The organism is Thermanaerosceptrum fracticalcis, assembly GCF_000746025.2.
In the GTDB taxonomy this organism is placed as follows: Bacteria; Bacillota; Peptococcia; order DRI-13; family DRI-13; genus Thermanaerosceptrum; species Thermanaerosceptrum fracticalcis.
The window spans coordinates 1,908,517-1,934,392 of the sequence record NZ_CP045798.1 but is presented as its reverse complement, the minus strand read 5'-3'; the positions used below and the strand labels follow the sequence as shown (position 1 = coordinate 1,934,392).

General features: G+C 47.3%; 26 protein-coding genes. 23 read left to right on the top strand and 3 right to left on the bottom strand.

Going from position 1 to position 25,876, the window contains the following annotated elements:
- Positions 1–61 precede the first annotated feature (61 nt).
- Genes BR63_RS09950 through BR63_RS09940 form a run of 3 tightly spaced genes read right to left on the bottom strand, consistent with a single transcriptional unit; the run spans position 62 to position 1,880 of the window.
- Positions 62–796, bottom strand: a complete 735-nt coding sequence (locus BR63_RS09950) for a DUF881 domain-containing protein (protein ID WP_034421625.1) — start codon at positions 794–796, stop codon at positions 62–64.
- Positions 797–803: 7 nt separating this feature from the next.
- On the bottom strand, positions 804–1,166 hold the full coding sequence (locus BR63_RS09945) for a small basic family protein (RefSeq protein WP_034421624.1): 363 nt from the start codon (positions 1,164–1,166) through the stop codon (positions 804–806).
- A gap of 3 nt (positions 1,167–1,169) precedes the next feature.
- The gene (locus BR63_RS09940; RefSeq protein WP_034421622.1) at positions 1,170–1,880 is read right to left on the bottom strand and encodes a DUF881 domain-containing protein; all 711 of its coding nucleotides are present in this window, start codon (positions 1,878–1,880) and stop codon (positions 1,170–1,172) included.
- Between the two features lie 379 nt (positions 1,881–2,259).
- Here BR63_RS09940 and cdaA point away from each other — a divergent pair, with 379 nt between their 5' ends.
- The 23 genes from cdaA (at position 2,260) to BR63_RS09825 (ending at position 25,850) form a co-directional block, all read left to right on the top strand.
- Positions 2,260–3,066, top strand: coding sequence for a diadenylate cyclase CdaA (cdaA, locus tag BR63_RS09935; protein WP_420825478.1), 807 nt, complete (start codon positions 2,260–2,262; stop codon positions 3,064–3,066).
- Between the two features lies 1 nt (position 3,067).
- The gene (locus tag BR63_RS09930; RefSeq protein WP_034421620.1) at positions 3,068–4,273 is read left to right on the top strand and encodes a CdaR family protein; all 1,206 of its coding nucleotides are present in this window, start codon (positions 3,068–3,070) and stop codon (positions 4,271–4,273) included.
- A gap of 19 nt (positions 4,274–4,292) precedes the next feature.
- A complete protein-coding gene (gene glmM, locus BR63_RS09925; protein ID WP_034421618.1) occupies positions 4,293–5,630 on the top strand; it encodes a phosphoglucosamine mutase in 1,338 nt (445 codons plus the stop codon).
- A gap of 109 nt (positions 5,631–5,739) precedes the next feature.
- Positions 5,740–6,126: a holo-ACP synthase gene (gene acpS / locus BR63_RS09920; RefSeq protein WP_034421617.1), complete on the top strand. Its 387-nt coding sequence runs from the start codon at positions 5,740–5,742 to the stop codon at positions 6,124–6,126.
- Complete coding sequence (locus BR63_RS09915; RefSeq protein WP_034421615.1) at positions 6,114–7,664, top strand: bifunctional ADP-dependent NAD(P)H-hydrate dehydratase/NAD(P)H-hydrate epimerase; 1,551 nt, start codon at positions 6,114–6,116, stop codon at positions 7,662–7,664. Before acpS ends, BR63_RS09915 begins: the two co-directional genes overlap by 13 nt.
- Before the next feature lie 187 nt (positions 7,665–7,851).
- Positions 7,852–8,985 carry an alanine racemase gene (gene alr / locus BR63_RS09910; protein WP_338055975.1) on the top strand — a complete coding sequence of 378 codons (1,134 nt, stop codon included), beginning with the start codon at positions 7,852–7,854 and terminating at the stop codon, positions 8,983–8,985.
- 94 nt (positions 8,986–9,079) lie between these two features.
- A complete protein-coding gene (locus tag BR63_RS09905) occupies positions 9,080–9,355 on the top strand; it encodes a CopG family ribbon-helix-helix protein (RefSeq protein WP_034421614.1) in 276 nt (91 codons plus the stop codon).
- A gap of 1 nt (position 9,356) precedes the next feature.
- The gene (locus tag BR63_RS09900; protein ID WP_034421612.1) at positions 9,357–9,710 is read left to right on the top strand and encodes a type II toxin-antitoxin system PemK/MazF family toxin; all 354 of its coding nucleotides are present in this window, start codon (positions 9,357–9,359) and stop codon (positions 9,708–9,710) included.
- A gap of 253 nt (positions 9,711–9,963) precedes the next feature.
- On the top strand, positions 9,964–10,968 hold the full coding sequence (locus BR63_RS09895) for an asparaginase (RefSeq protein ID WP_034421610.1): 1,005 nt from the start codon (positions 9,964–9,966) through the stop codon (positions 10,966–10,968).
- 13 nt (positions 10,969–10,981) lie between these two features.
- A complete protein-coding gene (locus BR63_RS09890; RefSeq protein WP_034421609.1) occupies positions 10,982–13,132 on the top strand; it encodes a Tex family protein in 2,151 nt (716 codons plus the stop codon).
- 206 nt (positions 13,133–13,338) lie between these two features.
- Positions 13,339–14,169, top strand: coding sequence for a Nif3-like dinuclear metal center hexameric protein (locus tag BR63_RS09885; RefSeq protein WP_243269973.1), 831 nt, complete (start codon positions 13,339–13,341; stop codon positions 14,167–14,169).
- Between the two features lie 10 nt (positions 14,170–14,179).
- Positions 14,180–15,364: an amidohydrolase gene (locus BR63_RS09880; RefSeq protein WP_034421605.1), complete on the top strand. Its 1,185-nt coding sequence runs from the start codon at positions 14,180–14,182 to the stop codon at positions 15,362–15,364.
- A gap of 96 nt (positions 15,365–15,460) precedes the next feature.
- Complete coding sequence (locus BR63_RS09875) at positions 15,461–15,862, top strand: response regulator (RefSeq protein ID WP_034421603.1); 402 nt, start codon at positions 15,461–15,463, stop codon at positions 15,860–15,862.
- Positions 15,863–16,035: 173 nt separating this feature from the next.
- Complete coding sequence (tsaE, locus tag BR63_RS09870; RefSeq protein ID WP_338055973.1) at positions 16,036–16,521, top strand: tRNA (adenosine(37)-N6)-threonylcarbamoyltransferase complex ATPase subunit type 1 TsaE; 486 nt, start codon at positions 16,036–16,038, stop codon at positions 16,519–16,521.
- Positions 16,502–17,206: a tRNA (adenosine(37)-N6)-threonylcarbamoyltransferase complex dimerization subunit type 1 TsaB gene (tsaB, locus tag BR63_RS09865; protein ID WP_034421601.1), complete on the top strand. Its 705-nt coding sequence runs from the start codon at positions 16,502–16,504 to the stop codon at positions 17,204–17,206. The genes tsaE and tsaB overlap by 20 nt, the downstream gene beginning before the upstream one ends.
- A 10-nt stretch (positions 17,207–17,216) precedes the next feature.
- Positions 17,217–17,675, top strand: a complete 459-nt coding sequence (gene rimI, locus BR63_RS09860) for a ribosomal protein S18-alanine N-acetyltransferase (RefSeq protein WP_034421600.1) — start codon at positions 17,217–17,219, stop codon at positions 17,673–17,675.
- Positions 17,676–17,911: 236 nt separating this feature from the next.
- Positions 17,912–18,928, top strand: a complete 1,017-nt coding sequence (gene tsaD / locus BR63_RS09855; RefSeq protein ID WP_034421599.1) for a tRNA (adenosine(37)-N6)-threonylcarbamoyltransferase complex transferase subunit TsaD — start codon at positions 17,912–17,914, stop codon at positions 18,926–18,928.
- A 207-nt stretch (positions 18,929–19,135) separates the two neighbouring features.
- A complete protein-coding gene (locus BR63_RS09850; RefSeq protein ID WP_034421597.1) occupies positions 19,136–20,410 on the top strand; it encodes a hemolysin family protein in 1,275 nt (424 codons plus the stop codon).
- A 416-nt stretch (positions 20,411–20,826) separates the two neighbouring features.
- Entirely contained in the window at positions 20,827–21,645 is an 819-nt protein-coding gene (locus tag BR63_RS09845; protein WP_034421595.1) for an electron transfer flavoprotein subunit beta/FixA family protein, read from the top strand.
- A gap of 10 nt (positions 21,646–21,655) precedes the next feature.
- Complete coding sequence (locus BR63_RS09840) at positions 21,656–22,942, top strand: electron transfer flavoprotein subunit alpha (RefSeq protein ID WP_034421593.1); 1,287 nt, start codon at positions 21,656–21,658, stop codon at positions 22,940–22,942.
- Positions 22,926–24,224, top strand: a complete 1,299-nt coding sequence (locus tag BR63_RS09835; protein WP_034421591.1) for an FAD-dependent oxidoreductase — start codon at positions 22,926–22,928, stop codon at positions 24,222–24,224. The genes BR63_RS09840 and BR63_RS09835 overlap by 17 nt, the downstream gene beginning before the upstream one ends.
- Positions 24,221–24,499, top strand: a complete 279-nt coding sequence (locus tag BR63_RS09830) for a ferredoxin family protein (RefSeq protein ID WP_034421589.1) — start codon at positions 24,221–24,223, stop codon at positions 24,497–24,499. Before BR63_RS09835 ends, BR63_RS09830 begins: the two co-directional genes overlap by 4 nt.
- A gap of 10 nt (positions 24,500–24,509) precedes the next feature.
- A complete protein-coding gene (locus BR63_RS09825) occupies positions 24,510–25,850 on the top strand; it encodes a radical SAM protein (protein WP_034421587.1) in 1,341 nt (446 codons plus the stop codon).
- The last annotated feature ends 26 nt before the right edge of the window (positions 25,851–25,876 follow it).

Below are 25,876 nucleotides of genomic sequence, written 5' to 3'. Positions count from 1 at the left end.
TCGGCCCTGTTGATTCGGACATCGGAAGCCGGAAGTCGGGAAACGGGGAGCGGGTGCCGAATTATGCGGCAGGTTTGTTGGGCTCCTGATTACCCGGTGTTTCTGGAGGTTTATACTCCCGAAGGAAATGAAAAACAGGCGGGTCATTTAATGGAGCAATGGTTAGAGACTCCATCTGTTTTAGCCGGGGGAAGGCTTTAAAGAGAGCTAAATTGTCCATGATGCCCCCGGGAATAGTCAGGCCTTTCTCCAGGTTGTTAGGATTACCCAAAGCCTTAATCACGATGGGAAATTGCAATCGGTGATTATTGACGGTAATATACATGGCCTGTTCATCTTCCCCATAAAAAATTGCCGAATTAGCCGTCATGCGGTGCCCGTTTATTTCCACAGCTTCTGCTCCGGCACCCCATAACTCGTTAACAATGCTAATTAAATCGATATAGAGAATGGGTGCGTTTTGGTCAATGGTTACCTCTAACCCAGGTCCTTTTAAAGCTGTACCTCCAGTAACGATCTGCAGCTTTTCCAACTCGTTCCTGAGGCTGGTCATTAATTTTTTCTCGTCCTGGTCACTTTGCAGTTGAGAGTACAACTGGGAACTCAGGTCGCTAATTTCGAGGGCTAGTTTTTGTCTCTTATCAGAAAGACCACGTACCATGGCAATGAGGTCTTCTGTTCTCTGCATGGTAAGGTCGCTGGTAACGCGGCTTTGGGCATGAAATTGTACCGAAAGTAAAATACCCAAAAGCAGGAAAACCAAGGTTATCGGTATTTGCCAATGGTTTTTTTTCACGGATTCCTCACCTCGGTTCGGGTTTTCTTTTCTTGCGATACCTTGTCAATAAATTGTGTCTGATGATAGCCAGGTTTTGAAAAAGACGTACGCCAAAAGCAAACACGGCAGCATAATATAAATCTACACCCAGGCGGTCTCCCATATAAGCCAGGAAGGCAGCCAGCAGGGCATTGGTGAAAAATCCTGTTAAGAGAATGGTTCCGTCGAAATGGTCTTCTAATACCGCCCGTATCCCGCCGAAAACAGAGTCCAGAGAGGCTAAAACCGCGATAGACATGTATTTAACATAGATAAGAGGTACCTGGAAGGTAATGGCGGAACCAATCATGGCACCTATAATTAAACCTAGAACAGGCAGAAGCCACATAGTTTAGCCCTCCTTTGCCGGCTGGGAGTAGTTGAATTGAAGTTCTCCCTTGTAGGCGGGGATGATGAGTTCAGTTTCCTCCTGCAAAGTTACAGGATAATTCGAAGATTTTAAAAGTTCCAATTCACCGTTGGTCACAATTTCGGCCAGGAGCTTGGGGCTTCCAATGGCACGAATCTCAAAAGGCGGAGCAATTCTGGTGGTGTTTACGAGGATTACGTTACCCACACAACGAATTTCCGAAGTTGTGATCAGTCTCTGACCATTCACGGAAATGGCTTCTGCTCCCCCGACTTTCAGTTCACTCACCAGATTGAGGATGTGTTCGTAATGCACGATATATTTATTGGGGTCATCATTAGGGTTGGCCTTGAGACCTGCTTTATTATCATCAATAACAATAATAATTCCGTTCCCCACTACGGGTGTCAGTCCTGCCATTACTTTCAATCTGTCAAGCTGGTTTTTCAGCTCTTGCAGTTTTCTGCTGCTTTGCTGGTTCTGCAGGGCGTTAAGATCGTTACGGGTTCTTTCAATCTGGTTTTCCTGGATTTTTATTTCTTTTTCCAAATCTTTAATGATGGTGACCAGGTTTGTATTTTTCTGGCTAAGGGGATTGATAGTAGTATTGCTGGCCTGTACCTTGAGCTGGAAGGCCAGAAAGAAACCGGAAATAATACAGACTAAGGTTATTGGTACCAGCCATTTACGCATATAGATCCCCCCTTTTACATTACATCACATTATACCACACTGGCATGCTTTTTAAAGGGATATATTTTTGGTATTTCACGGTTTACTAAGTAGTCATAAAAAATGGCCGCATGGAATAAAATGTAAAATTATGCCTAAAAAATCTTATCATAAATTCGAAGAAATTACTATCAATGATTTGTAAAAAAATGGTACAATTCTAAGGTAGAATCTGCAGGAGAAGGTTCTTAACGGGAAAAAATATTTTCTTGGTCTTTTTAAGCCTAAAGTGTGGTAAAAATACTAAAGATAAGGTAGATTTTAAAAGGAATCTACCTTTAAACTGTAGAAACTAGATTATATATTTAAGATATAAGCTGTACAGAAGGAGGGGTGCCTGGTGTTAAAACAGGAACTGGAAATGTTTAATATTATCAGTATAATCGACATTGCTATTGTAGCTTTTGTCATCTATAAGGTTATGATGATCATTAAAGGTACCCGGGCTGTGCAGTTAATTAAAGGGCTTGTGGTCTTAATTATGGCCTCCCTCTTAAGCAACTGGCTGGGTTTTCGCACTTTTGCCTGGATCCTGGGCCAAGTCCAGACAGTACTCGTAGTGGCTCTGCCCGTTGTCTTCCAGCCTGAACTGCGCCGTGCTTTGGAACAGCTGGGAAGGGGCCGGTTTTTTGCCCGTCCCATGGCCATGTTAAATGAGGAGGCCCTGGGTAATTTGGTGGAAGAAGTGGTGAGGGCAGTCAAAGTTTTATCAAATAACAACATTGGTGCACTCATCATTATTGAAAGAGAAACAGGCGTCAACGACTTTATTGAAACAGGGATTAAAATTGACGGGCTGGTTTCCACCGAATTCCTCGTGAATATTTTTATTCCTAAAAGTCCTTTGCATGACGGTGCCGTGATTATCCGCGGTGACAGGGTCATGGCCGCAGGCTGTTTCCTGCCCCTCTCCGAAAATCCTAACCTTAGTAAAGAACTGGGAACGCGCCACCGGGCCGGTCTTGGTCTAACCGAGCAGTCCGATGCCTTAGGTATTATCGTCTCTGAAGAAACCGGCGTTATTTCCATAGCCGAAGAAGGACGTCTAACCAGGTACCTGGATGAGAACACCTTGAAAGAAATACTAAGTAAACGTCTCCAGACCAAGCACAATAATACCATGTCATGGTTCAGCTGGAGGTCATAGTATGCATGAACTGATAAAAAGAGACATCGCCTATAAAGCGGCGGCCATTTTACTGGCGGTACTGTTGTGGTTTTATGTTACCAATTTGCAGAATCCAACAATTGAGAAAGTTCTTTCGGGTGTGCCTGTCTCCTATTATGGCTTAAAAGAAGGACTGGTTACGGGCGATAGGCCCCAGAATATAGAGCTGAAGGTTAAAGGACCCCGTTCCCTAATTAATCCCCTAACTTCTAAGGATATCAAGGCCAGCGTGGATCTAACCCAGGCTAAAATGGGAGAGGGTAATTATCCTGTACAGGTTACGCTTCCGGCAGGTGTAGAGCTGATCTACAATAAAACTCCCAGTATTCATTTACGCATCGATGCCATTCAGGAAAAACAGCTGGCGGTCCAGGTTAAAATAGAGAATACCGTGGCCCAGGGTTATGCCAGTTTTGAACCGGTTCTTACGCCTTCCAGGGTAGTGGTGAAGGGACCCCTGCAGCTTTTGGCCAATCTTGATTCCGCCCGGGTGACGGTGGATCTGAACCAGGCTACGGACAACCTGGTGTTAAATGTACCGGTCAATATTGTAGACAAATGGGGGAATCTTGTACAGGGTAATTCTCTTGACATTAACCCTAAAAGTATCCAGGTCTTTATTCCTGTCATCAAGAACAGCCCCACCAAGGTCGTACCCGTTAAACCTGTATTAAGCGGAAAGCCCGCCGAGGGTTTCCAGGTGGCGAGAATTATTTTAGAGCCGGAAACAGTGAAGATTACCGGACCTTATGATAGATTAAACCTGGTGGACCATGTTCCCACCCAGCCTATCGATATCTCCGGAATCCAGCAGAATCTTGTTACCCAGGTGACACTAAGCTCACCGGAAGGGATAAGCCTGCTTTATGATCCCACGGTCAAGGTGTTAATCCAGGTAGAGACAGGGCCAGTCAGCAAGCAGTTTAACGAAATCCCGCTGAATAAGCAAAACCAGCAGGCAGGGACTAAAGTAATGCTAAAACCCGAAAAAATTAGTATCACCGTGCGGGGATCTCATGAAGAAATAGCCAAGCTTAAAGCTGAAGATATCAAGGCACTAGTGGATCTGGCGGGCTTAACATCGGGGACTTATCAGTTGGAAGTAAAGGTGGATATTTCGAATAACCTCCAGGTATTAAAAGTGGAACCGAATAAAGTGGAAGTAACCATAAGTAACGAAGGTTAAAGGGGAAGGAGCTATAAATATGGCAGTTATGTTTGGAACAGATGGCGTAAGAGGTGTTGCCAACCGTGAGTTAACACCGGAGTTAGCGTTTAAATTAGGAAGAGCCGCAGCCAGTCTCCTTAAACCAGAGAGGGGCAGGGGTTCCATTGTCATTGGCCGGGACACCCGCCATTCAGGCCCTATGCTGGAAGGTGCCTTATTGGCAGGAATTTGTTCCGCAGGACTGGACGTATATTTAGCCGGAGTCATACCAACTCCGGCCATTGCCTTTCTCACCCGGGAGCTGGAGGCCTGTGCCGGGGCGGTTATTTCAGCCTCTCATAATCCTGCCCCGGACAATGGCATTAAATTTTTTAACCATAAGGGTTTTAAATTGGATGACGAGCTGGAAGAAAAGATTGAGGCGCTGGTCCTTGGCGATTTGGAAGGATTACCCCGCCCCACAGGAGCAGATTTGGGTAAAGTGATCCCCCTACCGGATGCCGTGGAGAGATATGTTAATTTTCTTAAGAACATCGTAAAGGGTGATCTTACGGGTTTAAAAATTGTGGTGGATTGTGCCAATGGCGCCGCCTACCAGGCAGCTCCCATCCTGTTGAGGAGGCTGGGGGCAGAGGTCATTATCCTCAATAACGAACCGGATGGAATCAATATTAATGATGAATGTGGCTCTACCCATCCCGCGGGCTTACAGAAGGCTGTGCTGGAGCATAAGGCCCACTTAGGCTTAGCTTATGACGGTGATGCCGATCGGGTTATTGCCGTAGATGAAAAGGGAGAGCTTGTGGATGGAGATAAAATCCTGGTTATCTGTGGTTTGAACCTGCACGAGAAAAATAAATTAGGGAAAAAAATCGTTGTTACGGTCATGAGCAACTGGGGTTTGAAACAGGCCTTTCATAAGGAAAAGGTTGAGGTTTTGGAAACCAAGGTAGGTGACCGCTTCGTCCTGGAAAAAATGCTGGAATCCGGTGCTGTACTGGGCGGGGAACAATCGGGGCATATCATTTTCCTCAAACATAATACAACAGGTGATGGTATCTTGACGTCTCTCCAGCTCCTCCAGGTACTGAAGGAAAAGGGACAGCCCTTAAGTACTCTGGCTCAGGCTATGGAAACATACCCGCAGGTCCTGCGTAACGTTAAGGTAAAAAGCAAGCAGGGCTGGGAAAAAAATTCAGCCATTCAGGAAGCAATTGCCCGGGGAGAAAATACTCTCTCCGGTTCCGGCAGGATACTGGTGCGTCCTTCAGGTACTGAGCCCCTAATAAGGGTAATGGCCGAAGGAAAAGATAGAACACAGCTTGAAACTGTCGTAAATTTAATCAGTGACGTGATAGAAAAAGAATTGGGTTAAATCATGTACTGTTAGCCGCTTATCGCTATCCTTCATTCGCAAGTTTTAGGGAACCTTAGGTTCGGTAGTCGGATGTGGGAAGTCGGTAGGCGTTTTTTGGAGGTTTTACATGCTATACGTTGGTACGGATATTATCGAAATAAGCCGGGTCAGGGAGGCAGCCCTCCGGCATCCGGCCATGTGGGACAAGGTCTTAACGGCCCGGGAAAAAAGTTATTGCCAGGCTAAAGCCAATGGCTACCAGTGCCTGGCCGGGCGATTTGCAGCGAAAGAGGCTATCCTGAAGGCTCTGGGTTTAGGTTTGCGCGGTGTTTCCTGGCGGGATATAGAGATTTTACCGGACGAGCAGGGTCAGCCCCAGGTTAGTGTATACGGGAAGCTCTTGAACCGCAGCCAGGAGTTAGGTATTAAAAAAATTAATCTGAGTATTTCCCACAGCCGCGATTATGCTATGGCTGTAGCCATTGGGGAAGGTGAATGTGGATGCGGATCGTAACGGGTAGTGAAATGAAATTATTAGATAAGTGGGCAGTGGAAGAACGAGGTATTCCCACTGTTTTACTCATGGAGAATGCCGGTAATGCTATAGCACAGACTGTGAAACAGATTTTTGCCTCTGTCTCTGGACGTTATGTCATTATCCTGGTGGGCAAGGGTAATAATGGCGGTGATGCTTTGGTGGCAGCCCGCCACCTTCACCAGCTGGGGGCGGAAGTGAAGCTCTTTTTACTGTTTCCGCCCGAGGAATTCCAGGGGGCAGTGAAAACCAACTGGCACTTTATTGAGAGTTTAGACCTGAAATGGCACCAACTACAGGATGACCACAGCTTTTATTTATTGAAATTGAGCCTTAACAACTGTGACTTGATTATTGACGGGATATTCGGTACCGGTTTCCGGGGGGACCCGCAAGGACATGTGAGCAGGGCTATTCAGGTTGTGAATGAGAGTTCCTGCCCGGTTTTAGCCATAGATGTTCCCTCAGGGCTGGATGCAGATACGGGAAGGGTCGGTGACCCCTGTATTAAGGCGAATTATACGGTGACTTTTGCCTGGGCTAAACGAGGATTGGTACTGTACCCGGGAAAACATTTTGTGGGCAAACTTGTGGTGGCTGATATATCTTTACCCCAGGATGCCCTTGCCCTCCTGGATAAGGAGGAACATTACATTGACAGGGAACTGGCCAAAAAGCTTTTACCCCAGCGTGACTGGGAGGGGCACAAAAATTCCTTTGGCCATGTTCTGGTTATTGCCGGATCCAGAGGTATGACCGGTGCAGCTCTTTTGACCAGTAAAGCTGTGCTGCGTGCTGGTGCAGGATTGGTTACCACGTGTTTACCAGCTTCCCTGGCCGATTTATTTGATATAGCCTTCCCCGAAGGGCTCACCAGAGGAATGGCGGAAACCCGCGAACGCACTTTGGCTGCTGCCGCCTGGTGGGAGATGAGCCCGCTCCTAGCCAATAAGAAAGCAGTGGTTTTTGGACCTGGGCTGAGTACTCACCCGGAAATTGGCGACCTTTTGGAGAAACTCTTGGCTGAATCCCTCGTTCCTTTAGTGATCGATGCCGATGGTCTTAATGTTTTGGCCCAGGATACGGGTATCTTAAAGACGGCAAAAATTCCAGTTATTCTCACGCCCCATCCGGGGGAGATGGGAAGACTGTTAGGGGTTTCCGCGCAAGAAGTACAGGCCAACAGGGTGGAGACGGCCCGCCTGGCAGCAGATCTTTTTCAGTCGATTATTGTTTTAAAAGGTGCTGCTACCATAACTGTTGTACCTGACGGCCACATTTTTATCAATTCCAGCGGCGGCCCGTCCTTAGCCACAGCCGGTTCCGGTGATGTTCTGGCCGGTGTGATCGCAAGTTTTCTGGCGCAAGGATTAGAGCCCGCCTGCGCGGCGATGCTGGGTGTTTATGTACACGGCCTGGCCGGAGACCTTTTGGCAGAAAGTAAAGGAATACGGGGAGTGCTGGCCGGCGACATCGTGGAGACGCTGCCTTTAGCGCTGAAAACGCTGAAAAGTTAAGCGATTTCCGATATCCGACTTCCGAAGTCCGACTATGTTATTCGCTGCCCGCCACCCGCTACCAGCTACCCGTAAATATATCGGGAATCGGGAAACGGGCGGCATCGGTCACTGACAACTACCAACTACCAACAAATAACTAGTAACTAGTAACTAATAACTAGTAACTAATCGGGGGTGTATAGCTGTGATACTAGAACGTCCGGTGTGGGCGGAAATAAGCTTGCCAAACATTATTCACAATTACCGGGAAGTAAGGCGTCTGGTAGGCCCGGCCGTCCAGGTGATGGCCATTGTCAAGGCCAATGCTTATGGACATGGAGCGGTGGAAGTTGCCAAAAGCCTGGACAAAGCCGGTGCTGACCGTTTTGGTGTGGCTATCATGAATGAAGCTGTCCAGTTGAGGGAAAACGGCATTGAAAAACCCATCCTCATCTTGGGCTGGACGCCTAAGGAGGATTACAGGAGGGCTCTTTTAAACGGAATTACACTTACCGTGTTTTCCCTGGAGGAAGCTCAAGAATTATCACGAATATCTACAGAAATAGCAAAGAAAGCTGTTATCCATCTGAAAATTGACACGGGAATGGGTCGTATTGGCTTACGCCCCAATGAACTTAGCCTAAAAGAGATAGAGAAAATTTTATCCTTACCGGCTTTAGAGGTGGAAGGTATCTTTACTCATATGGCCAAGGCTGACGAGAAAGATAAATCTTTTACCCGGCAGCAGCTGGCTTTATTTGAACAATTTGTTAAGGAGATAGAAGATAAAACGGGTTTCAAGTTTAAAATAAAACATGCAGCGAACAGTGCTGCCATCATTGACCATCCGGAAGCTTATTTTGATATGGTGCGTCCCGGTATTATGCTTTACGGACTAGAGCCTTCGGGGGAAGTAGAACTGGAAAAGGTTTCCCTCAAACAAGCCATTTCCTTGCGGGCCATGGTTTCCCATGTGAAAGAAGTGCCTCCAGGTACGCCCATTAGTTACGGAGGCCGTTTTATTACCAAAGATAACTCCCTTATTGCCACGCTGCCACTAGGCTATGCTGACGGTTATTCCCGTTTGCTTTCGGGCCAGGCTCAAGTAATTTACCGGGGCCAGTTGGCGCCGGTGGTTGGCAGGATTTGCATGGATCAATGTATGTTTGATGCCACAGGTTTAGAGCCCCAGGTAAAACAGGGGGATATGGTAACCCTTATTGGTCATGATGGCGACAAATTTATCTCTGTGGATGAATTGGCGCAAAAATTGGGCACTATAAATTATGAAATTACCTGCATGATTTCTGCCCGTGTACCCAGAGTTTATGTTAAATAACTTAATTATTGACGATATATACGCATAATATATATAATGATATAGCACCTATGCTTTAGGCTGGGTTTTTTATTTCCATTGGGAGGTGCTTTTTGTGTCAGAGACTAAGCGCATCATGATTTGTCTCCCCGCAGATCTCTTAGAGGAAGTTGACGGGATAATGACCATAGAGAAGAAGAACCGCAGCGAATTCATTAGAGAGGCCATGCGGTTTTATTTAGCAGAAACCAAAAGAAAAAATCTGCGGGAACAGATGCGCAGAGGCTATCTGGAGATGGCCCAAATCAATCTTACTTTAGCTCAGGAGGCATTTTATTCCGAACTAGAGGTAGATATCCTTTACCAAAACAAATTAGTGGAGTGTCTCTGATATGGTTACAGTAAAAAGAGGGGATATCTTCTATGCTGACCTCAGTCCTGTGGTAGGATCGGAGCAAGGGGGTACACGCCCCGTATTAATCATTCAAAATGACATAGGCAACCAATACAGCCCTACAACGATTGTTGCTGCCATAACCAGCCAGCTTGACAAGGCCAAGCTGCCTACCCATGTGGAAATATCCTGTGAAAGCTGTGGTTTGACCAAAGATTCTGTAATCTTAACGGAACAGATTCGTACAATCGATAAAAGGCGTCTCCAGGAGAAGGTTTCCAGCCTGGATGAAGTAACCATGGGTAAAGTAAGCCGTGCCTTGGAGATCAGCCTCGGGCTGGTGGAACTGTAATTTAGTTGTTAGTTGTTAGTAAGTTGGAATACATAATAGAAACGTGGTAAAGGCCACGTTTTTTGCATTTGTAGAACAACGTGGGTTTAGTGTGTTTAACAAAGAACTGGTAACTATTTTCCAAATATGGTATATTACTTAAGTGGTAAGGCGAGTGATGCTCGTCTTTCTTAATGTTACTAAAAGAGTAGAAGATGAATTTTTGATCTTCGGGTGAATAATGTAAGAGTGGCGAAACGAAAGGATGAAATCAATGGAAGTAGTAAAACTGGTTGAAGTGACACGCGGGGATGTGGTGGAAAGTGTCCACCGCGGCGTTGTGGCTGTAGTAGATAGTGAAGGCAAGCTGGTAGCCTCTGCGGGAGATCCCCGGTATTTAACGTACATACGTTCAGCGGCTAAACCGATGCAGGCTATTCCTGTCCTGGAGAGTGGAGCTGCCAGCCATTATTCTTTAAGCCTGGAGGAAATTGCGGTTCTTACGGCTTCCCACAGCGGTGAAGAAGAACATGTCCGGGTTGTCATGCAGGTCTTAAGTAAAATTGGCTTAACCGCCGCCTATTTACAATGCGGTACTCATCCACCTCTACATAGGCCCAGCGCCAAAGCTCTTATAGCTAAAGGATTAGAACCTACTGTTCTCCACTGCAGCTGTTCCGGTAAGCATGCCGGCATGTTGATTTTAACGCGGTTTAACGAATGGAATTTAGACGATTACTATAAATTAGAGCATCCCGTTCAGCAGTTGATGCTCCAGTGTATGGCGGATTTTGCCGGCCTTAATCCGGAAGAAATTCCTATTGGTATTGATGGGTGTGGCGTACCTGTCTTTGCCATGACTGTAGAAAAGATGGCCTTTTCTTACGCCCGTTTGGCCCAGCCGGAAAGCTTTGCTCCCGAAAGGAAAGAGGCTTCCTTAAAACTTAGAGAGGCGATGACTGCCTATCCCTCTTTAGTGGCGGGAACTGGGAGACTGGCTACAGACCTGATGAAAGTCGTAGGAAATAAGTTAGTAGCGAAAGACGGAGCTGAGGGTGTTTTTTGCATCAGTGTACCTGCCAAGGGATGGGGGATTGCCCTGAAGATAGAGGATGGACATACCCGGGCCGTGGGGCCTGCCGTAATTGCAGTACTGGACCAGCTAGGACTAATTACCGGTGAGGAAAAAGAACTCCTTGCCATTCACACCCGCACAGAGCTTCAGAATTTCCGTAAAGAAGTTATCGGTGAAATCCGACCGGCATTCACGTTAAAGTAAGGGGAGAGATGAGATGGATTTTACGAAGATACTAAGCCAGGAGCTGGGCTGGTCGTACAGCGGTACTGGACAGGCCATTAAATTGCTGGAAGAAGGGAATACTATCCCCTTTATCGCCCGCTACCGTAAAGAAGCCACAGGGGAGATGGACGAGGAGACCCTGAGAAAACTGGCGGAAAGGCTGGAGTATTTAAAAAATCTGACCAAACGCAAAGAAGAAATCCTGCGCCTTATTGAGGAATTGGGTAAACTTACTCCGGAACTAACTGCTGAAATAAATGAGGCTTCAACACTGCAGCAGTTAGAAGATTTATACCGTCCTTATCGTCCCAAACGCCGTACCAGAGCCAGTATTGCCAAAGAGCAGGGCCTGGAGCCCCTGGCTCTGATCATCGCCGATCAATCCCTGGAGGGGGGAGATTTACTGGAGATAGCCCGCACTTATCTTAATCCGGAAGCGGGTATTGATTCGCCTGAAGCAGCACTGGCAGGAGCCAGGGATATCGTTGCCGAGCAGGTCGCGGATGACCCCTTGCTTAGGGAACTGGCCAGAAAAGTTTATTGGGCCAAAGGGGAATTAGTGACAAAAGGGGAAAGTGCCGAACCTACACCTTATGAAATGTACTATGCTTACCGGGAACCTGTGCGCAGCATTCCTCCCCACCGTATTCTTGCCATTAACCGGGGAGAAAAAGAGGATGTCCTGAAGGTCAGAATCGAGGTACCGGAGGAAGAGATTATTCATCTTCTTTATCACAGGTTCGTGACTAACCCTAGAAGTTTAGGGGCCGGGGCCATGCAGGAAGCAGTGGAAGACGGCTGCAAGAGGCTTTTATTTCCCAGTTTGGAGCGGGAGATCAGGAACGAGCTGACAGCTAAAGGTGAAGAGCAGGCCATTAAAGTCTTTTCTCACAACCTGCGCAATCTTTTATTGCAGCCTCCATTACGCAATCAGGTTGTGCTGGGGATCGATCCCGGTTTTCGTACCGGCTGCAAACTGGCTGTAGTCGATGAAACAGGTAAATTATTAGAGGTTGGCGTGATTTATCCTCATCCCCCTCAGAATAAAAAACAGGAAGCCCAGGAGCTCTTGCAATCTCTCGTCAAAAAATGGCATGTTCATGTTATCGCCATAGGTAATGGCACGGCTTCCCGGGAAACGGAAGCTGTGGTGGCCGAATTTATCCGGGAAAATGATTTGCCGGTAAAATACACTATTGTCAGCGAAGCGGGGGCTTCTGTGTATTCCGCTTCCCCCCTGGCTGCTAAAGAGTTTCCCGAGCTGGATTTATCCTACCGGAGCGGGATCTCCATTGCCCGGCGCCTCCAGGATCCTTTGGCCGAGCTGGTCAAGATCGATCCTAAATCGGTAGGTGTAGGGCAGTACCAGCATGATGTAAATGCCAAAGATTTAAACCAGGCTTTGGCCGGTGTGGTGGAGTCCTGTGTGAATACGGTAGGTGTGGAACTGAATACCGCTTCGGTTTCGTTATTACAATATGTAGCCGGTTTAAGTGCTTCCGTAGCTAAGGCCATTGTGGCCCGCAGGGAAAAAGAGGGTAAGTTCCGGCTGAGGGAAGAGTTGCTAAAGGTTCCGCGTTTAGGGCCCCAGACCTTCCAGCAGTGTGCCGGTTTTATCCGTATCGCCCAAGGGGATAACCCCCTGGAAAATACCCCGGTTCATCCGGAGTCTTATGAATTGGCCTGTCTTTTGCTGGCAGAGATAGGTTTTGCCCTGAATGATTTACGGACAAAGGGTGAAAGAATCAGAGCTGCCCTGGAAAACGTTGATCCCCAGGCTATGGCCCGGAAACTGGGGGCGGGAGTTCCCACTGTCCGTGATATTATTGAGGCTCTAAAGCGCCCCGGCCGCGACCCCCGGGAAGACCTTCCACCTGTTTTATTGAGACAGGATGTTTTAACTTTGGATGATTTGCAGGAAGGCATGGTCTTACAGGGTACTGTGCGCAATGTCGTTGATTTTGGGGCCTTTGTAGATATTGGCATAAAACAGGACGGGTTAGTCCACTTATCGCAGATGAGTGACAAATATATCAGGCATCCAATGGAAGTTGTCGCTGTGGGTGATATTGTCAAAGTGGCTGTGTTAAGTGTGGATAAAATACGGGGCAGAATCAGCCTTACCATGCGGGGGATTGATTAGTTGGTAGTTGGTAGTTGGTAGTTGTTAGTGACTTTCGCTTCCCGTTTCCCGATACCCGAATTAGCAGCATATTATCGGGTAGCAGGTAGCAGTGACGGGCAGCGATATGGTAGTTGGTAGTGGGGTCCTGAAGGCAGCTAACGGAATAAAATATTAAAAAGAGTCGGGTGTCGGAATGCGGAATTCGGAAGTCGTTAGGAGGTACAATGATGTTTACCACGGAACAAATCCTGGATATCGCCGTAAAAAAGGCCGGTTTGGATTGTGTACCCGCGGACAGCGGCGTACTTGTACCGGGAGAGAATATTAAAAAAGCAGCCTTCGGAGTGGATATCGAGGTGGGTGAAGTCCTATTAGCCAAAGAGCTGGGAGTAGACTGCCTCATCACCCATCATCCCGAAGGTGAACACCTGGTTAATCTTTTTAAGGTTATGGAAAACCAGATAGACCGGATGGTGGAAGCAGGCGTGCCCATTAATAAGGCCCAAAAAGTGCTGTCCGAAAGAAAAGAGCAGGTAGAACGCAACCTGCATGTTTCCAACTATAACCGGGCCGTTTCGGCAGCCCGTCTTTTGGGAATGTCCTTTGTGGCTATTCATTCCCCGGCCGATTTTCTGGCCCAAAGGGTGGTGCAAAAACACCTGGATGAGAAAATTGGTCCTTATCCCAAAGCTACTTTAAAAGATGTAGTAAATGCCCTGATGGAATTACCCGAGTACCAGAAAACTCATGCCCAGCCAAAAATCAGGGTAGGCAGTGAGGAAAGCTACGCCGGAAAGGTTTTTGTCACTTTTGCCGGAGGTACCAGTGGGGGAGCCAAGGTGTTTAAAGCTTATTTTGAAGCAGGCATAGGTACCCTGGTTGTAATGCATGTACCGGATGATGTGGTGAAAGAGGTTAAAGAACAAAATATCGGCAACGTGATTGTCGCCGGGCATATGGCCAGTGATTCGGTAGGAATCAATCAAATTATTGAGGAACTGGAAAAAGCCGGGTTGGAAGTAGTACGTTTCTCCGGTGTAATTGACCCCAAATAGGAGTGTGGCAATGTTGGAGAAAACAGCTTTAGTAAACGGTCGTATCTATACCATGGCGGGAAATCTTTGGGAAAAGGGGGCCATTCTCTGGCAAAACGGCAAGATTCTTGCTGTTGGTCCCGATGTAGCTATACCTTCAGATGCCGAGGTTATAGATGCAAGGGGTAAAACGGTTTTACCGGGATTCATCGATGCCCATACCCATATCGGCATCTTAGAAGAAATCTATGCCTTTGAAGGCGATGATCTTAACGAAATGACTGAACCTGTTACCCCTGAATTGCGGGCCTTAGATGCAGTAAATCCTTACGATCTTGCTTTTCAGGATGCTCTACAAGGCGGGGTGACTACGGTGATGACAGGTCCCGGAAGTGCCAATGTCATTGGAGGTACATCCCTGGTTTTAAAAACTTATGGAAGAACAATGGAGGAAATGGTGCTGGTCCCCCAGGCCGGTTTGAAAGTGGCCTTTGGGGAAAATCCCAAACGGGTCTACAGCGAACTGAAGAAAATGCCCTCCACGCGCATGGCTATTGCTGCTCTTTTACGCCAGACCCTGATGGATGGCCAAGATTATCTTGCCAAAAAAGCTAAGGCCCAAAAAGAGGAGGATGTTTTTGAACGGGATCTGGGTATGGAAAACGTAAGTCTGGTTTTAACGAAACAAATGCCCCTGAGGGCCCATGCCCACCGGGCCGATGATATTATGACCGCCATGCGCATCGCCGAAGAATTCGGCGTAGAAATTGTCATTGAACATGGCACGGAAGCTCATAAAATTGTGGAGGAAATTGTGAAACGCCAGATCCCGGTAGTCGTAGGTCCATCTTTTTCTAACCGGGCTAAGGTTGAACTGGCGGAGATCACCTGGCGGACAGCGGCAGTTTTACAAAAAGCAGGAGTATTGGTAGCTTTAACTACGGACCATTCCGTGACACCTATTCAGTATCTGCCCTTATGCGCCGCCTTTGCCGTTAAGCATGGGATGCCGGAAGAAGAGGCCTTAAAAGCCATTACCATCAATCCCGCCAAAATCCTAAAACTTGATGAACGTATTGGCAGCCTGGAAAAAGGGAAGGACGCTGACCTGGTGGTTATGTCGGGAGACCCGTTAGATTGGCGTACCAGAGTGGAAGCTGTCTATATTAACGGTAAAAATGTCTATTCCGACAAAACATCCATGAATGTTACATAATTCTTCGCAGGAAATAGGGAATATTTGTGAGAATTTATAGTATAAGGTTATAAGAAAATGTGCCCCCTAACCTTATAGACTGTAGGTGAGCCATCCTTGACTGCTAAAGTAGACATCTTAATTGTTGATGACCAGGCGGGAATCAGAAACTTGTTGTCTGTGGTACTTGAGGAAGACAATTATAGGATTGCTGCGGCTACTAACGGGGAAGAAGGCGTGAGACTAGCCGCCGACCTAAAACCTAAATTAGTGCTGATGGATATCAAGATGCCTGTGATGGATGGCATTGAGGCCCTGAAAAGAATACGTTCTTTCGACCAAAATGTGAAGATAGTGATTATGACTGCCTATGGTGAGGCAAATACCGTGAAAAATTTGATCAAGTACGGGTGTACAGGCTATATCCTGAAACCTTTCGATGTGATAAAATTAAAAGAGTATCTGGGCAGCCTGCTCAAGAATGAGTCTTGTAACATGCCGGGTATAAGTAGTCTATAAAACTCCTTCGGGAGTTTTTTCTTTTCCCCCACTTTCCTATTACTACCGCAGTTAGGTTATAATAGTTATTAGTTGCCAGTTACTAGTTGCTAGTTAATAGTAATTCATGTCAGGACTTCAGAGGTCGGTAAACGGAAATCGGGAAAAGTAATTTGCTGTTTGGAGTGTTGAATTTGCTGGAATTTGATACTTTTTCGCCAGAGGAAACATTGGCCATAGCCTGTATATTAGGAAGTAAACTTAAAGGTGGAGAAGTCATTGCTTTAGAGGGTGAACTGGGAGCGGGGAAAACTCTTTTCGTCAAAGGATTAGCCCAGGGCCTGGGTGTGGAGGAACCCGTGACTAGCCCGACTTTTACACTGATTCACCAGTATGAGGGGGAGATTCCTCTTACGCACTTTGATGTATATCGTTTACCCAGTCCTGAATCCCTGGAGGAACTGGGTTATGAAGAGTTCTTTTACGGACCTGGGGTAACTGCAGTGGAGTGGAGTGATCTTATCAGGTCATATTTGCCCCGGGAGTATCTTCTTATCTCTATCCGGCGTATTTACCAGCCAGATAAGGGAGAGGGCAGGCAGATCAGGCTGGAACCCCACGGGCCTTCTATAGAAAAACTGGTGGAGGAGATGACAGAATATGCTTGTGCTAGGAATTGAGAGTTCCACACCGGTTGCTTCTGTGGCCCTGGTTTCGGAGCAGGGAATTATGGGGGAAATCGTCTTAAATATTGGGTTAACCCATTCGGAGCAGTTACTGCCCCTCATCGATGACCTCTTAAAGCAGGTCAGAATTGATCTGGAGCAAATAGAGGGGATTGCTGTGGGAGGGGGTCCGGGTTCTTTTACCGGGCTCCGGATAGGTATGGCTACGGCGAAGGGATTGGCCCAGGGACGTAAAGTCCCCCTGGTGAGTATTTCTACCTTACGTATCCTGGCAGGCAATATGGAGACACAACCGGCCCTGGTGGCTCCCGTCATGAATGCCAGGAAGCACGAGGTTTATACAGCTTTATTTCGTTTTACGGGGAAGGGAGAAGAAGAACTGGTTTCCCCCCGGGCTATTGCCCCGGAAACATGGGCCCGAGAACTTCTCGCCTTTCGGGAACCGGTGATTTTGCTAGGTGATGGTGTTCCCGTATACCTGGGACTTTGGCAGGAAATAATGGGTAGCCAGGCTTTGATACCTCCACCTATCCACTGGCAGATCCGTGCTTCTCAGGTGGCCTGGTTAGGCAGGAAGAAAATGCTGGCTGGGGAGACCGTCGATTTATATAGTCTTAAACCGGTTTATATACGCCCGGCGGAAGCGGAAGCGAGATTGCTGGGTCAGTCGTGCAGTTAGAGGTGACAGCATGAAATATATTCTGCGACCCATGACCTTAGATGATATAACCCAGGTTATTGCCATTGAAAAAAAATCCTTTCCCACTCCCTGGTCGCCTTACGCTTTTACATGCGAACTGGCAGATAATCAGTTCGCTCACTACTTAGTAGTAGCGACTGAAGAAGATCCCTCGACTGTGCTGGGCTATGGAGGTATGTGGATTATTATTGATGAAGCCCATATTACGAATATTGCCATTGCTCCGGCTTTACGCGGACAGGCCCTGGGGGAGTTTCTGATTAATGGGATGATTCGCTTGGCCCTGGAAAAAAAGGTTGCCCGCATGACTTTAGAGGTGCGGGTTTCTAATGAACCGGCCAAGCATCTCTACCACAGGATGGGCTTCGTTGCTGCCGGTATCCGCCCGGGATATTATACAGATACGAACGAAGATGCCATTATTATGTGGAAGGACATCACTAAGTGACGACGTCCGCTTTCCGACTTCCGACATCCGATTTATTGATGACCGGAGCCCAGTGTGTGGTGTCCAGATAACCTTATTCGTAGACCGTAAACCGTAAACCGTGAACAGTGAACCGTTTTTAAAAATTTCATAGCGGGTTCATATTTACGGTTCACGGTTAACTGTTAACGGTTCACGTTAAAAATTACTACCAAACTATCAACTATCAACTGACAACTATTCGAGGGAATGATAACATGCAGAAACGAGAAATCATCCTGGCTATTGAGACCAGCTGCGACGAAACGGCGGCAGCTGTTCTGGCTGACGGACAGGACATATTGGCCAATGTGGTAGCCTCCCAGATCAAGATTCACCAAAAATACGGCGGGGTTGTGCCGGAGATTGCCTCCCGTCATCACCTGGAACAGGTTAATCTGGTTGTCGATTTGGCTTTGCAAGAAGCTGGCATAACTTTTGACGACCTTACAGCCATTGCCGTTACCTACGGGCCTGGGCTGGTAGGTGCGCTTCTGGTGGGTGTGAGTACGGCCAAGGCCCTGGCCTACGCCTTAAAACTCCCTTTAGTCGGTGTTAATCATATTGAAGGACATATCTACGCCAACTGGTTAGGCAATGATTCTATCCTTTTTCCTGTGGTTTGTTTGGTAGTTTCCGGCGGACATACGGCCCTGGTGGAGATGCAAGGGCATGGTCGCTATCGTTTATTGGGACAGACCCTGGATGATGCTGCAGGGGAAGCTTATGACAAAGTAGCCCGGGCTATGGGTTTAGGCTATCCGGGCGGCCCCCTGCTGGAGTCCTTGGCCAAGGAAGGAGACGAGAAGGCTATTGCTTTGCCCCGGGCCTGGCTGGGGGACGATAACTATGACTTTAGTTTCAGTGGCTTAAAATCGGCCGTGTTAAATTATTTAAACCGTGCCGCCCAAAAAGGCGAGGAAGTGAATAAGGCAGATTTGGCTGCCAGTTTTCAGGCCAGTGTGGTAGAAGTTTTGGTGGAAAAGACCGTCAAAGCTGCCAGGGTGCAAGGTGTGAAGACAGTTTTACTGGCGGGAGGAGTAGCTGCCAACAGTTCCTTGCGAAAATACTTACATGAGCGTTGTAGTGAGGAAAACCTGGAACTTCTTTATCCTCCCTTCCATTACTGTACGGATAATGCGGCCATGATTGCCTGTGCCGGTTATTACCGTTATAAAATGGGGGAACGGGCGGACTGGTATCTTAATGCTGTGCCCAACTTAAAACTGTACTAAAAACTACGCTGTTTCGGCCTTATTTTCCCCATATTGGGACAGATAAGGCCATTATTGTTATTTACCCCTCTCATATTATCCTTTTCTTTAGGAAGATACTTGCGCTGGAGGAAAAGTGTGATTCATAAATTATGGGTAATCTAGTATAATCAAATATTAGATACAGGCTGAATAACAGCCAATATATAATGAGGAGTTGGTCTTAGCTTGGACCCTGATAGTAGCTATCAGCTAATTATACTGGTAGTCTTGGTTTTCCTGTCGGCCCTTTTCTCGGCGGCGGAAACGGCCCTTACTTCATTTAACAAGTACCGCTTACGTCATCTGGTTTCCGAACTGCATCCCCAAGCCGTTGGTGTAAATAAACTCTTAGATGATCCTGCCCGGCTTTTAGGAACAATTCTGGTTGGCAACAATATTGTTAATATTACAGCATCGGTTCTTGGCGCTGCTTTGGCCATCCAGCTTTGGGGACCGAAAATGGGTGTTCTTTATTCCACTTTGCTTCTCACGGTGGTTATCCTGGTCTTCGGTGAGATAACCCCCAAAACCATAGCTGTCCAGTATGCGGAACGCGTATCCTTTACCCTGCTTCGCTTCGTTAAATTCTTTATGATTATCCTCTATCCGGTGGTAAAAATGCTGACGTTCTTTACTGACCTGATTACCGGTGTTCTCGGGGTTAAAGATTCCCAGCAGAGCAACGGTATTACGGAAGAGGAGATTATCAGCCTGGTGGCGGCGGGCCAGGAGGACGGGATTATTCACCAGGAAGAAAAGACGATGATTCATGGAGTCTTTGAATTTACCGATACGGTAGTACGGGATGTGATGGTGCCGCGACCGGACATTGTGGCTGTGGAGAAAAACATATCTTTTGAGGAGCTAATTAAAATTTTTCAGGAAGAACAGTTTTCGCGGATTCCCGTTTACGAAAATTCTGTAGATAATATCCTGGGCGTAGTACACATTAAAGACCTGATTTTTCTTGCCCTTCAGGCACAAAAGGATTTTAATGTCTGTGACTATCTGCGTTCTACGCTTTTTGTGCCGGAAACAAAAAAGGTTAATGAACTCTTTAAAACCATGAAAAAAGAAAAAATTCATATGGCCATTGTCTTAGATGAGTATGGCAGTACGGCGGGGCTTGTTTCTCTGGAAGACCTTATTGAGGAAATTATGGGGGATATCCAGGATGAGCATGACAGCGAAGAACCTGACTTGCAGCAGATTGACGGAGAGACATTCCTGGTAAACGCAAGCTTGCGTATAGACGAATTAAACGAAAAACTGGGCTTGAATTTCATTTGCGAAGAGGCTGACACCGTAGGAGGTTTAATTTTTACCGAATTAGGCCGGGTGCCCTTGACGGGAGATAGCGTTCAATTAGACGGTGTAAAACTGACAGTACAGCAGATGGACGGACACCGGATCGAAAAAGTCCTTTTAAAAAAGACAGAGTCTTCCGGAGAAGAAGAGTAAAGTCTGGTCATCTAGAGAAAAGAAAAAACCAACCTCTCCTATGATTAGGATTGGTTGGTTTTTTTGTCACAGAAGAGATGCGCCTTTAGTCCCATGTGAATGGATAAATTGTGGATAAAGTGGATAACTTTGTGCATAACTGAAATATCAAGGATTTTCGTGTGGATAAAAAAGCAGCACAAAAACCACATTACCTGTGGATAATGTGGAGAATAATGACTAGGGACATATTCTTTAAGGGTTTATTCTGTGGATAAGTCTGTGGAAACTGTGGATATATAGAGCATATGTTCTTCCAGTACTATTCCCATTAAAGTATATGCAGAGCCAGTTTCCGGTAGAACTTTCTTAGGCAAATCTTACATAAAAATCAATAATATGCTAAACTATGATACTAACAGGAAGGAGGTAAAAAAATGCATTATGTTGTTTGCATGAAACAGGTGCCTGATGCTACGGAAGTAAAAATTGACCCCAAGACCAACACGTTAATTCGTGAAGGGGTTCCGGCCATTATCAATCCTTATGATATACATGCCATAGAAGAAGCCCTGAAGTTTAAAGATCAGTACGGGGGAAAAGTTACCGTCATAACCATGGGGCCTTCTTTAGCTATCGATGCATTGAGGAAAGCAGTCTCTTTTGGAGTGGACAGGGCTATCCTCATTTCCGATAAGGCCTTTGCCGGCGCCGATACTTTATCTACCAGTTATGTGCTTACCCAGGCCATTCGAAAACTCAATGAGGAAGAAAAGGTGGATATAATTCTTTGCGGTAAGCAGGCTATTGACGGGGATACGGCCCAGGTGGGCCCGGGGATTGCCGCCCGGCTGGGGATTCCCCAGCTTACATATGTGATGAAAGTGGACAAAATTGACCGGGAGAAAAATGAGATCCAGGTAGAGCGCAAGCTGGAAAATGGACGGGAAGTGGTAAAAACTGCGTTACCCGTTTTGCTCACAGTGGTTAAGGACCTTAACGAACTTCGTTATGCCAGCTTACCTAATCTTATCCGGGCTGCACGCTATGAAGTGGAGACCTGGAATAAGCAGGATATCCCGGTAGAAGATAAGTATTTGGGGCTTAAAGGCTCGCCTACCATGGTACGCAATATTTTTGCTCCCCCGGAGCGGCCCGGTGGAGAAATGATTGCAGGCGGGCAGGAGGATCCTGACCGTGTTGTAGCCCAACTGGTAGAAAAATTAATTCCTTTAAAAATAATCCCCAACAGTTAGGAGGGAGTATATGGCTGTTAAAGTATTAAGGGGAAATTGTATAGGCTGTGGAGCCTGTGTCCAAACTTGTCCCTACGATGCCCTAACCCTGGTAGACGGCATCGTGGAAGTGGACCCCGAAAAATGTACGGAATGCGGTGCCTGTGTGGCTGTATGTCCAACCCAGGCCTTGACTCTCGAAGATCGAAAATCACAAAATACTGTGGAAAGAGGCATTGAACGGATTAAAGAGGTGAAAGGCCCTACACAGGGTGAAGCGGGTGAATATAAAGGCGTATGGGTGTTTATTGAGCACCAGGAGGGAGAGGGGGCTCCTGTCAGCTGGGAACTCCTGGGGGCTGGCAGGCAGCTAGCCAATGCTTTGGAAGTGGAATTATGTGGCATTATCCTGGGACAAGGAGTTGAAAAAATAGCCCAGGAAGGGGTTTTTTACGGCGCTGACAAAGTTTATCTGGTGGAAAGTCCTGTCCTGGCCCAGTATCGTTCCGAACCCTATGCGGAAACCATCGCTAGCCTGGTACAAAAATATAAACCGGAAATCTTTTTGCTGGGGGCCACTACCCTGGGCAGGGACCTTTCCGGAAGGGTAGCCACCCTCCTTTCCACAGGGCTAACGGCAGACTGCACCCAGTTGTCAATCGAAAAAGACAGCCGGTTACTGCTTCAGACCCGCCCTGCTTTTGGGGGAAATATTATGGCTACCATTGTCTGCAAGAATTACCGGCCCCAAATGGCTACGGTGCGGCCCCGGGTCATGCCTATGCCGCAAAGAGACCCGGAACGGAAGGGAGAAATTATTCAGGAAAAATCACTCGTGACGGAAAATGAGGTTAAGACGAAGGTTGTAGAGCTGATTCGTGAGGGAGGCAGTGCTGTTTACCTGGATAAAGCTGATATTATCGTGGCTGGCGGTCGCGGGGTGGGCAGCAAAGAGAATTTTGCCTATCTACAAGAGCTGGCCGATGTCCTGGGGGGAACTTTAGGTGCTTCCCGGGCCGCTGTGGAGGCAGGCTGGCTGCCTGTGGCCCATCAGGTGGGGCAGACGGGTACTACCGTACGTCCTAAGGTCTATTTCGCCATCGGTATATCCGGGGCTATCCAGCACCTGGTAGGCATGCAAACTTCAGATGTCATCGTAGCCATTAATAAAGATCCGGAGGCACCCATTTTTAAAGTGGCTACTTACGGTATTGTGGGTGATTTATTCACTATCGTCCCTAAGCTGACGGAGGCGTTTCGGCAAAAAATTGCGGGTAAAGTAGCGGAAGGAGGGGTTCATCTTGCCGGAAAAATTTGATGTGGCCGTGGTAGGCGGCGGCCCTGCCGGGCTGGCAGCAGCCTATGTGATGGGACAGGCAGGACTTAACGTTATTGTTCTGGAAAGAGGGGAATATCCCGGAGCCAAAAATGTCTCAGGGGCAGTCCTTTACAGTCAGGCCACCAATGCTGTCTTCCCTGAGTTCTGGCAGGAAGCCCCTCTGGAACGACCCCTGGTAGAACAGAATCTCTGGATAACCACTGAAGATGCTGTGGTCAAAATGGGCTATCGCAACCGGACTTTCAATGAAGAACCTTATAACAACTTTTCCGTGCTGCGGGCCAAGTTTGACCGCTGGATGGGGAAAAAAGTCGAGGAGATTGGAGTTGTTCTGGTCTGTGAGACAACGGTTGAAGATTTACTTATGAAAGACAACCGGGTCATCGGTGTAAAAACGGGACGACCCGAGGGAGAAGTCCTGGCCAATGTGGTAGTTCTTGCCGAAGGCTGTAACTCCATTCTTACCCAGGAAAAGCTGGGCTTTAAAAAACGCCATGCCTGGGACCAGCTGGCTGTAGCCGTCAAAGAAATTATCGCTCTACCCAAGGAAAAGATTGAAGACCGTTTTGGCCTGGAGCCTGGGCAAGGGGCTACCATCGAGCTGGTGGGCTGGAACACAAAGAATATGATCGGTACCGGTTTTATTTATACCAACAAGGAGAGCCTTTCCGTAGGTGTAGGGGCCCTCATGTCCCAGATGATCGACCGAAAAGTAAATCCCAATGACCTGTTAGAGCATATGAAAAGTCATCCCGCCGTGAAGCCCCTCATAGAGGGTGGCGAGTTAAAGGAATACGAAGCCAAGCTCATCCCGGAAGGCGGCTATCACGCGGTGCCAAGGTTATATGGGGACGGTGTGGTCATTGTGGGTGATGCGGCCATGCTTGTCAACGGGCTGCACCGGGAGGGGGCCAATCTGGCCATGACCTCCGGGAAGGTTGCCGCCGAGGTGATTGTCGAAGCTCATAAAGCAGGGGATTATTCCGCCGGTTTTCTGAAAAAATATCATGAGCGGTTGAATGATACCTTTGTCTTAAAGGATTTACATAAATACCGCAATGCCAATCAATTCTTCGACCACAACCCTCAATTTTTCCAAACGTATCCAGAAATGCTGAGCCGTGCTGCTAAAGAGTTTCTGACCGTGGACAGTATTCCCAAGAAGGAAAAACAGCGGAAAATTTACCGTCTTGTTAAAGAAATGCGCAGCCCTATACAGATAGGGAAAGATATGCTGGGATTCTGGAGGACATTAGGATGAGAATAGAAGATAAACTCTTTATTAACCGCTATCAGGCCGATAAACACAGCCATATCCGGATTGTAGACCGTGGAGAGTGTCTCAAGTGTGATTTTAAACCCTGTACCTACATGTGCCCGGCTAAAGTCTATGCCTGGAATGAGACAGAAAACCGTATTTTGACGGCTTACGAAGGCTGCTTGGAATGCGGTACGTGCCGTTACTGCTGTCCCCCAGGGATTATAGACTGGCGCAATCCCCGGGGAGGTTATGGTATCCAGTATAAATTCGGTTAGGAAGAGGCCAATGGCAGATAGACTTGTAAAACAGGTTCTTTTCAGGTCGGTGCAAAATTACAATATCCTACCCCTCACCTCTTGCTGCAATGTGAGCTGCCTTTTCTGCAGCCACAGGCAAAACCCCGCAGGAATAGAAGCCTATTTTCTACCGCCTTTGGACTGGGAAACCGTAGAAGACCTGGTGATGTTTTTATCGCCTCAGAAAAAGATTGTCATCGGCGAATCCGCTACCAGAATCATGGAAGGCGAGCCTTTTACCCATCCCCGTATGATGGATATCTTGAGGCTATTACGGGATAAATTCCCCCTTACCGGTATTCAGCTAACAACCAATGGTACGTTACTGGACGAAAAAAAGGTTAGTTTGTTAAAAAGCCTGGAACCCCTGGAAATCAATCTCTCCCTCAATTCCTGTTCACCTGGTATGCGTCAAATCATTATGCATGATAACCTGGCAGAGGAGGCCCTTAAGGCCCCTGCCAGGTTGCAAGTTGCGGGAATTTCGTATCACGGCAGTATCGTACCCATGCCCTGGATAACGGGTTGGCAAGACCTGGCCCAGACTGTATTTTTTCTAGAAGAAAAGGGTGCTCGGACCATTAGAGTTTTTCTGCCCGGTTTTACCCGCTATACTGAAGAGAAGTTACAGCCTCCCCCTGGTTGGGAAAAGGAACTTTTGGCTTTCTTGAAAGACCTCCGGGAAAAGTGTAGTGTTCCTCTAACCATCGAACCCCCGGGGCTTTTGGATTTAAAGCCAATAATTACAGGAGTAATTAAAGGGAGTAAGGCGGAAGCGGCGGGTTTAAGGCGGGGACAAATGATTATCAGTATCAATGGCCTTACTCCTTTTTCCCGGGTGGAAGCTTTTCGGCTCTTAAGTGAACCGGGGAAATATGAGATTAAGGTTACTGACGGCGGGACAGAGCATATAATTATACTGGAAGTATGTCCGGGAGAGAAAAGTGGTCTGGTGATGGACTATGATTTACCTTTAAGTTTGGCTACTGAGATTTTGAATCTTACAAAAAAGGCGGAGAAAGTACTGGTTCTGGCTTCAGAATGGGGTGAGCCCCTGCTCCGGGAAGCTTTACATAAAACCATGAGGCCGGGAATAGATATTACTATTGTTCCTGTTCCCAACAGGACTTTTGGGGGGACCATCAAATCCGCCGGGCTCTTATTAGTAGAAGATTTCCTGAAGGTTATAGAAGATTATGTACAGGATCAAGAGAAGCCTGATCTTCTGGTACTGCCGGGTTTGGCCTTTGATGATCGGGGAAGGGATTTGCGCGGGAGAAACTATCAAGATCTCGTGGAAAGAACTGGTTGTCGGGCAGTTCTAGTTTAATAAAGTGGATTTCGCCAAAAAAATTG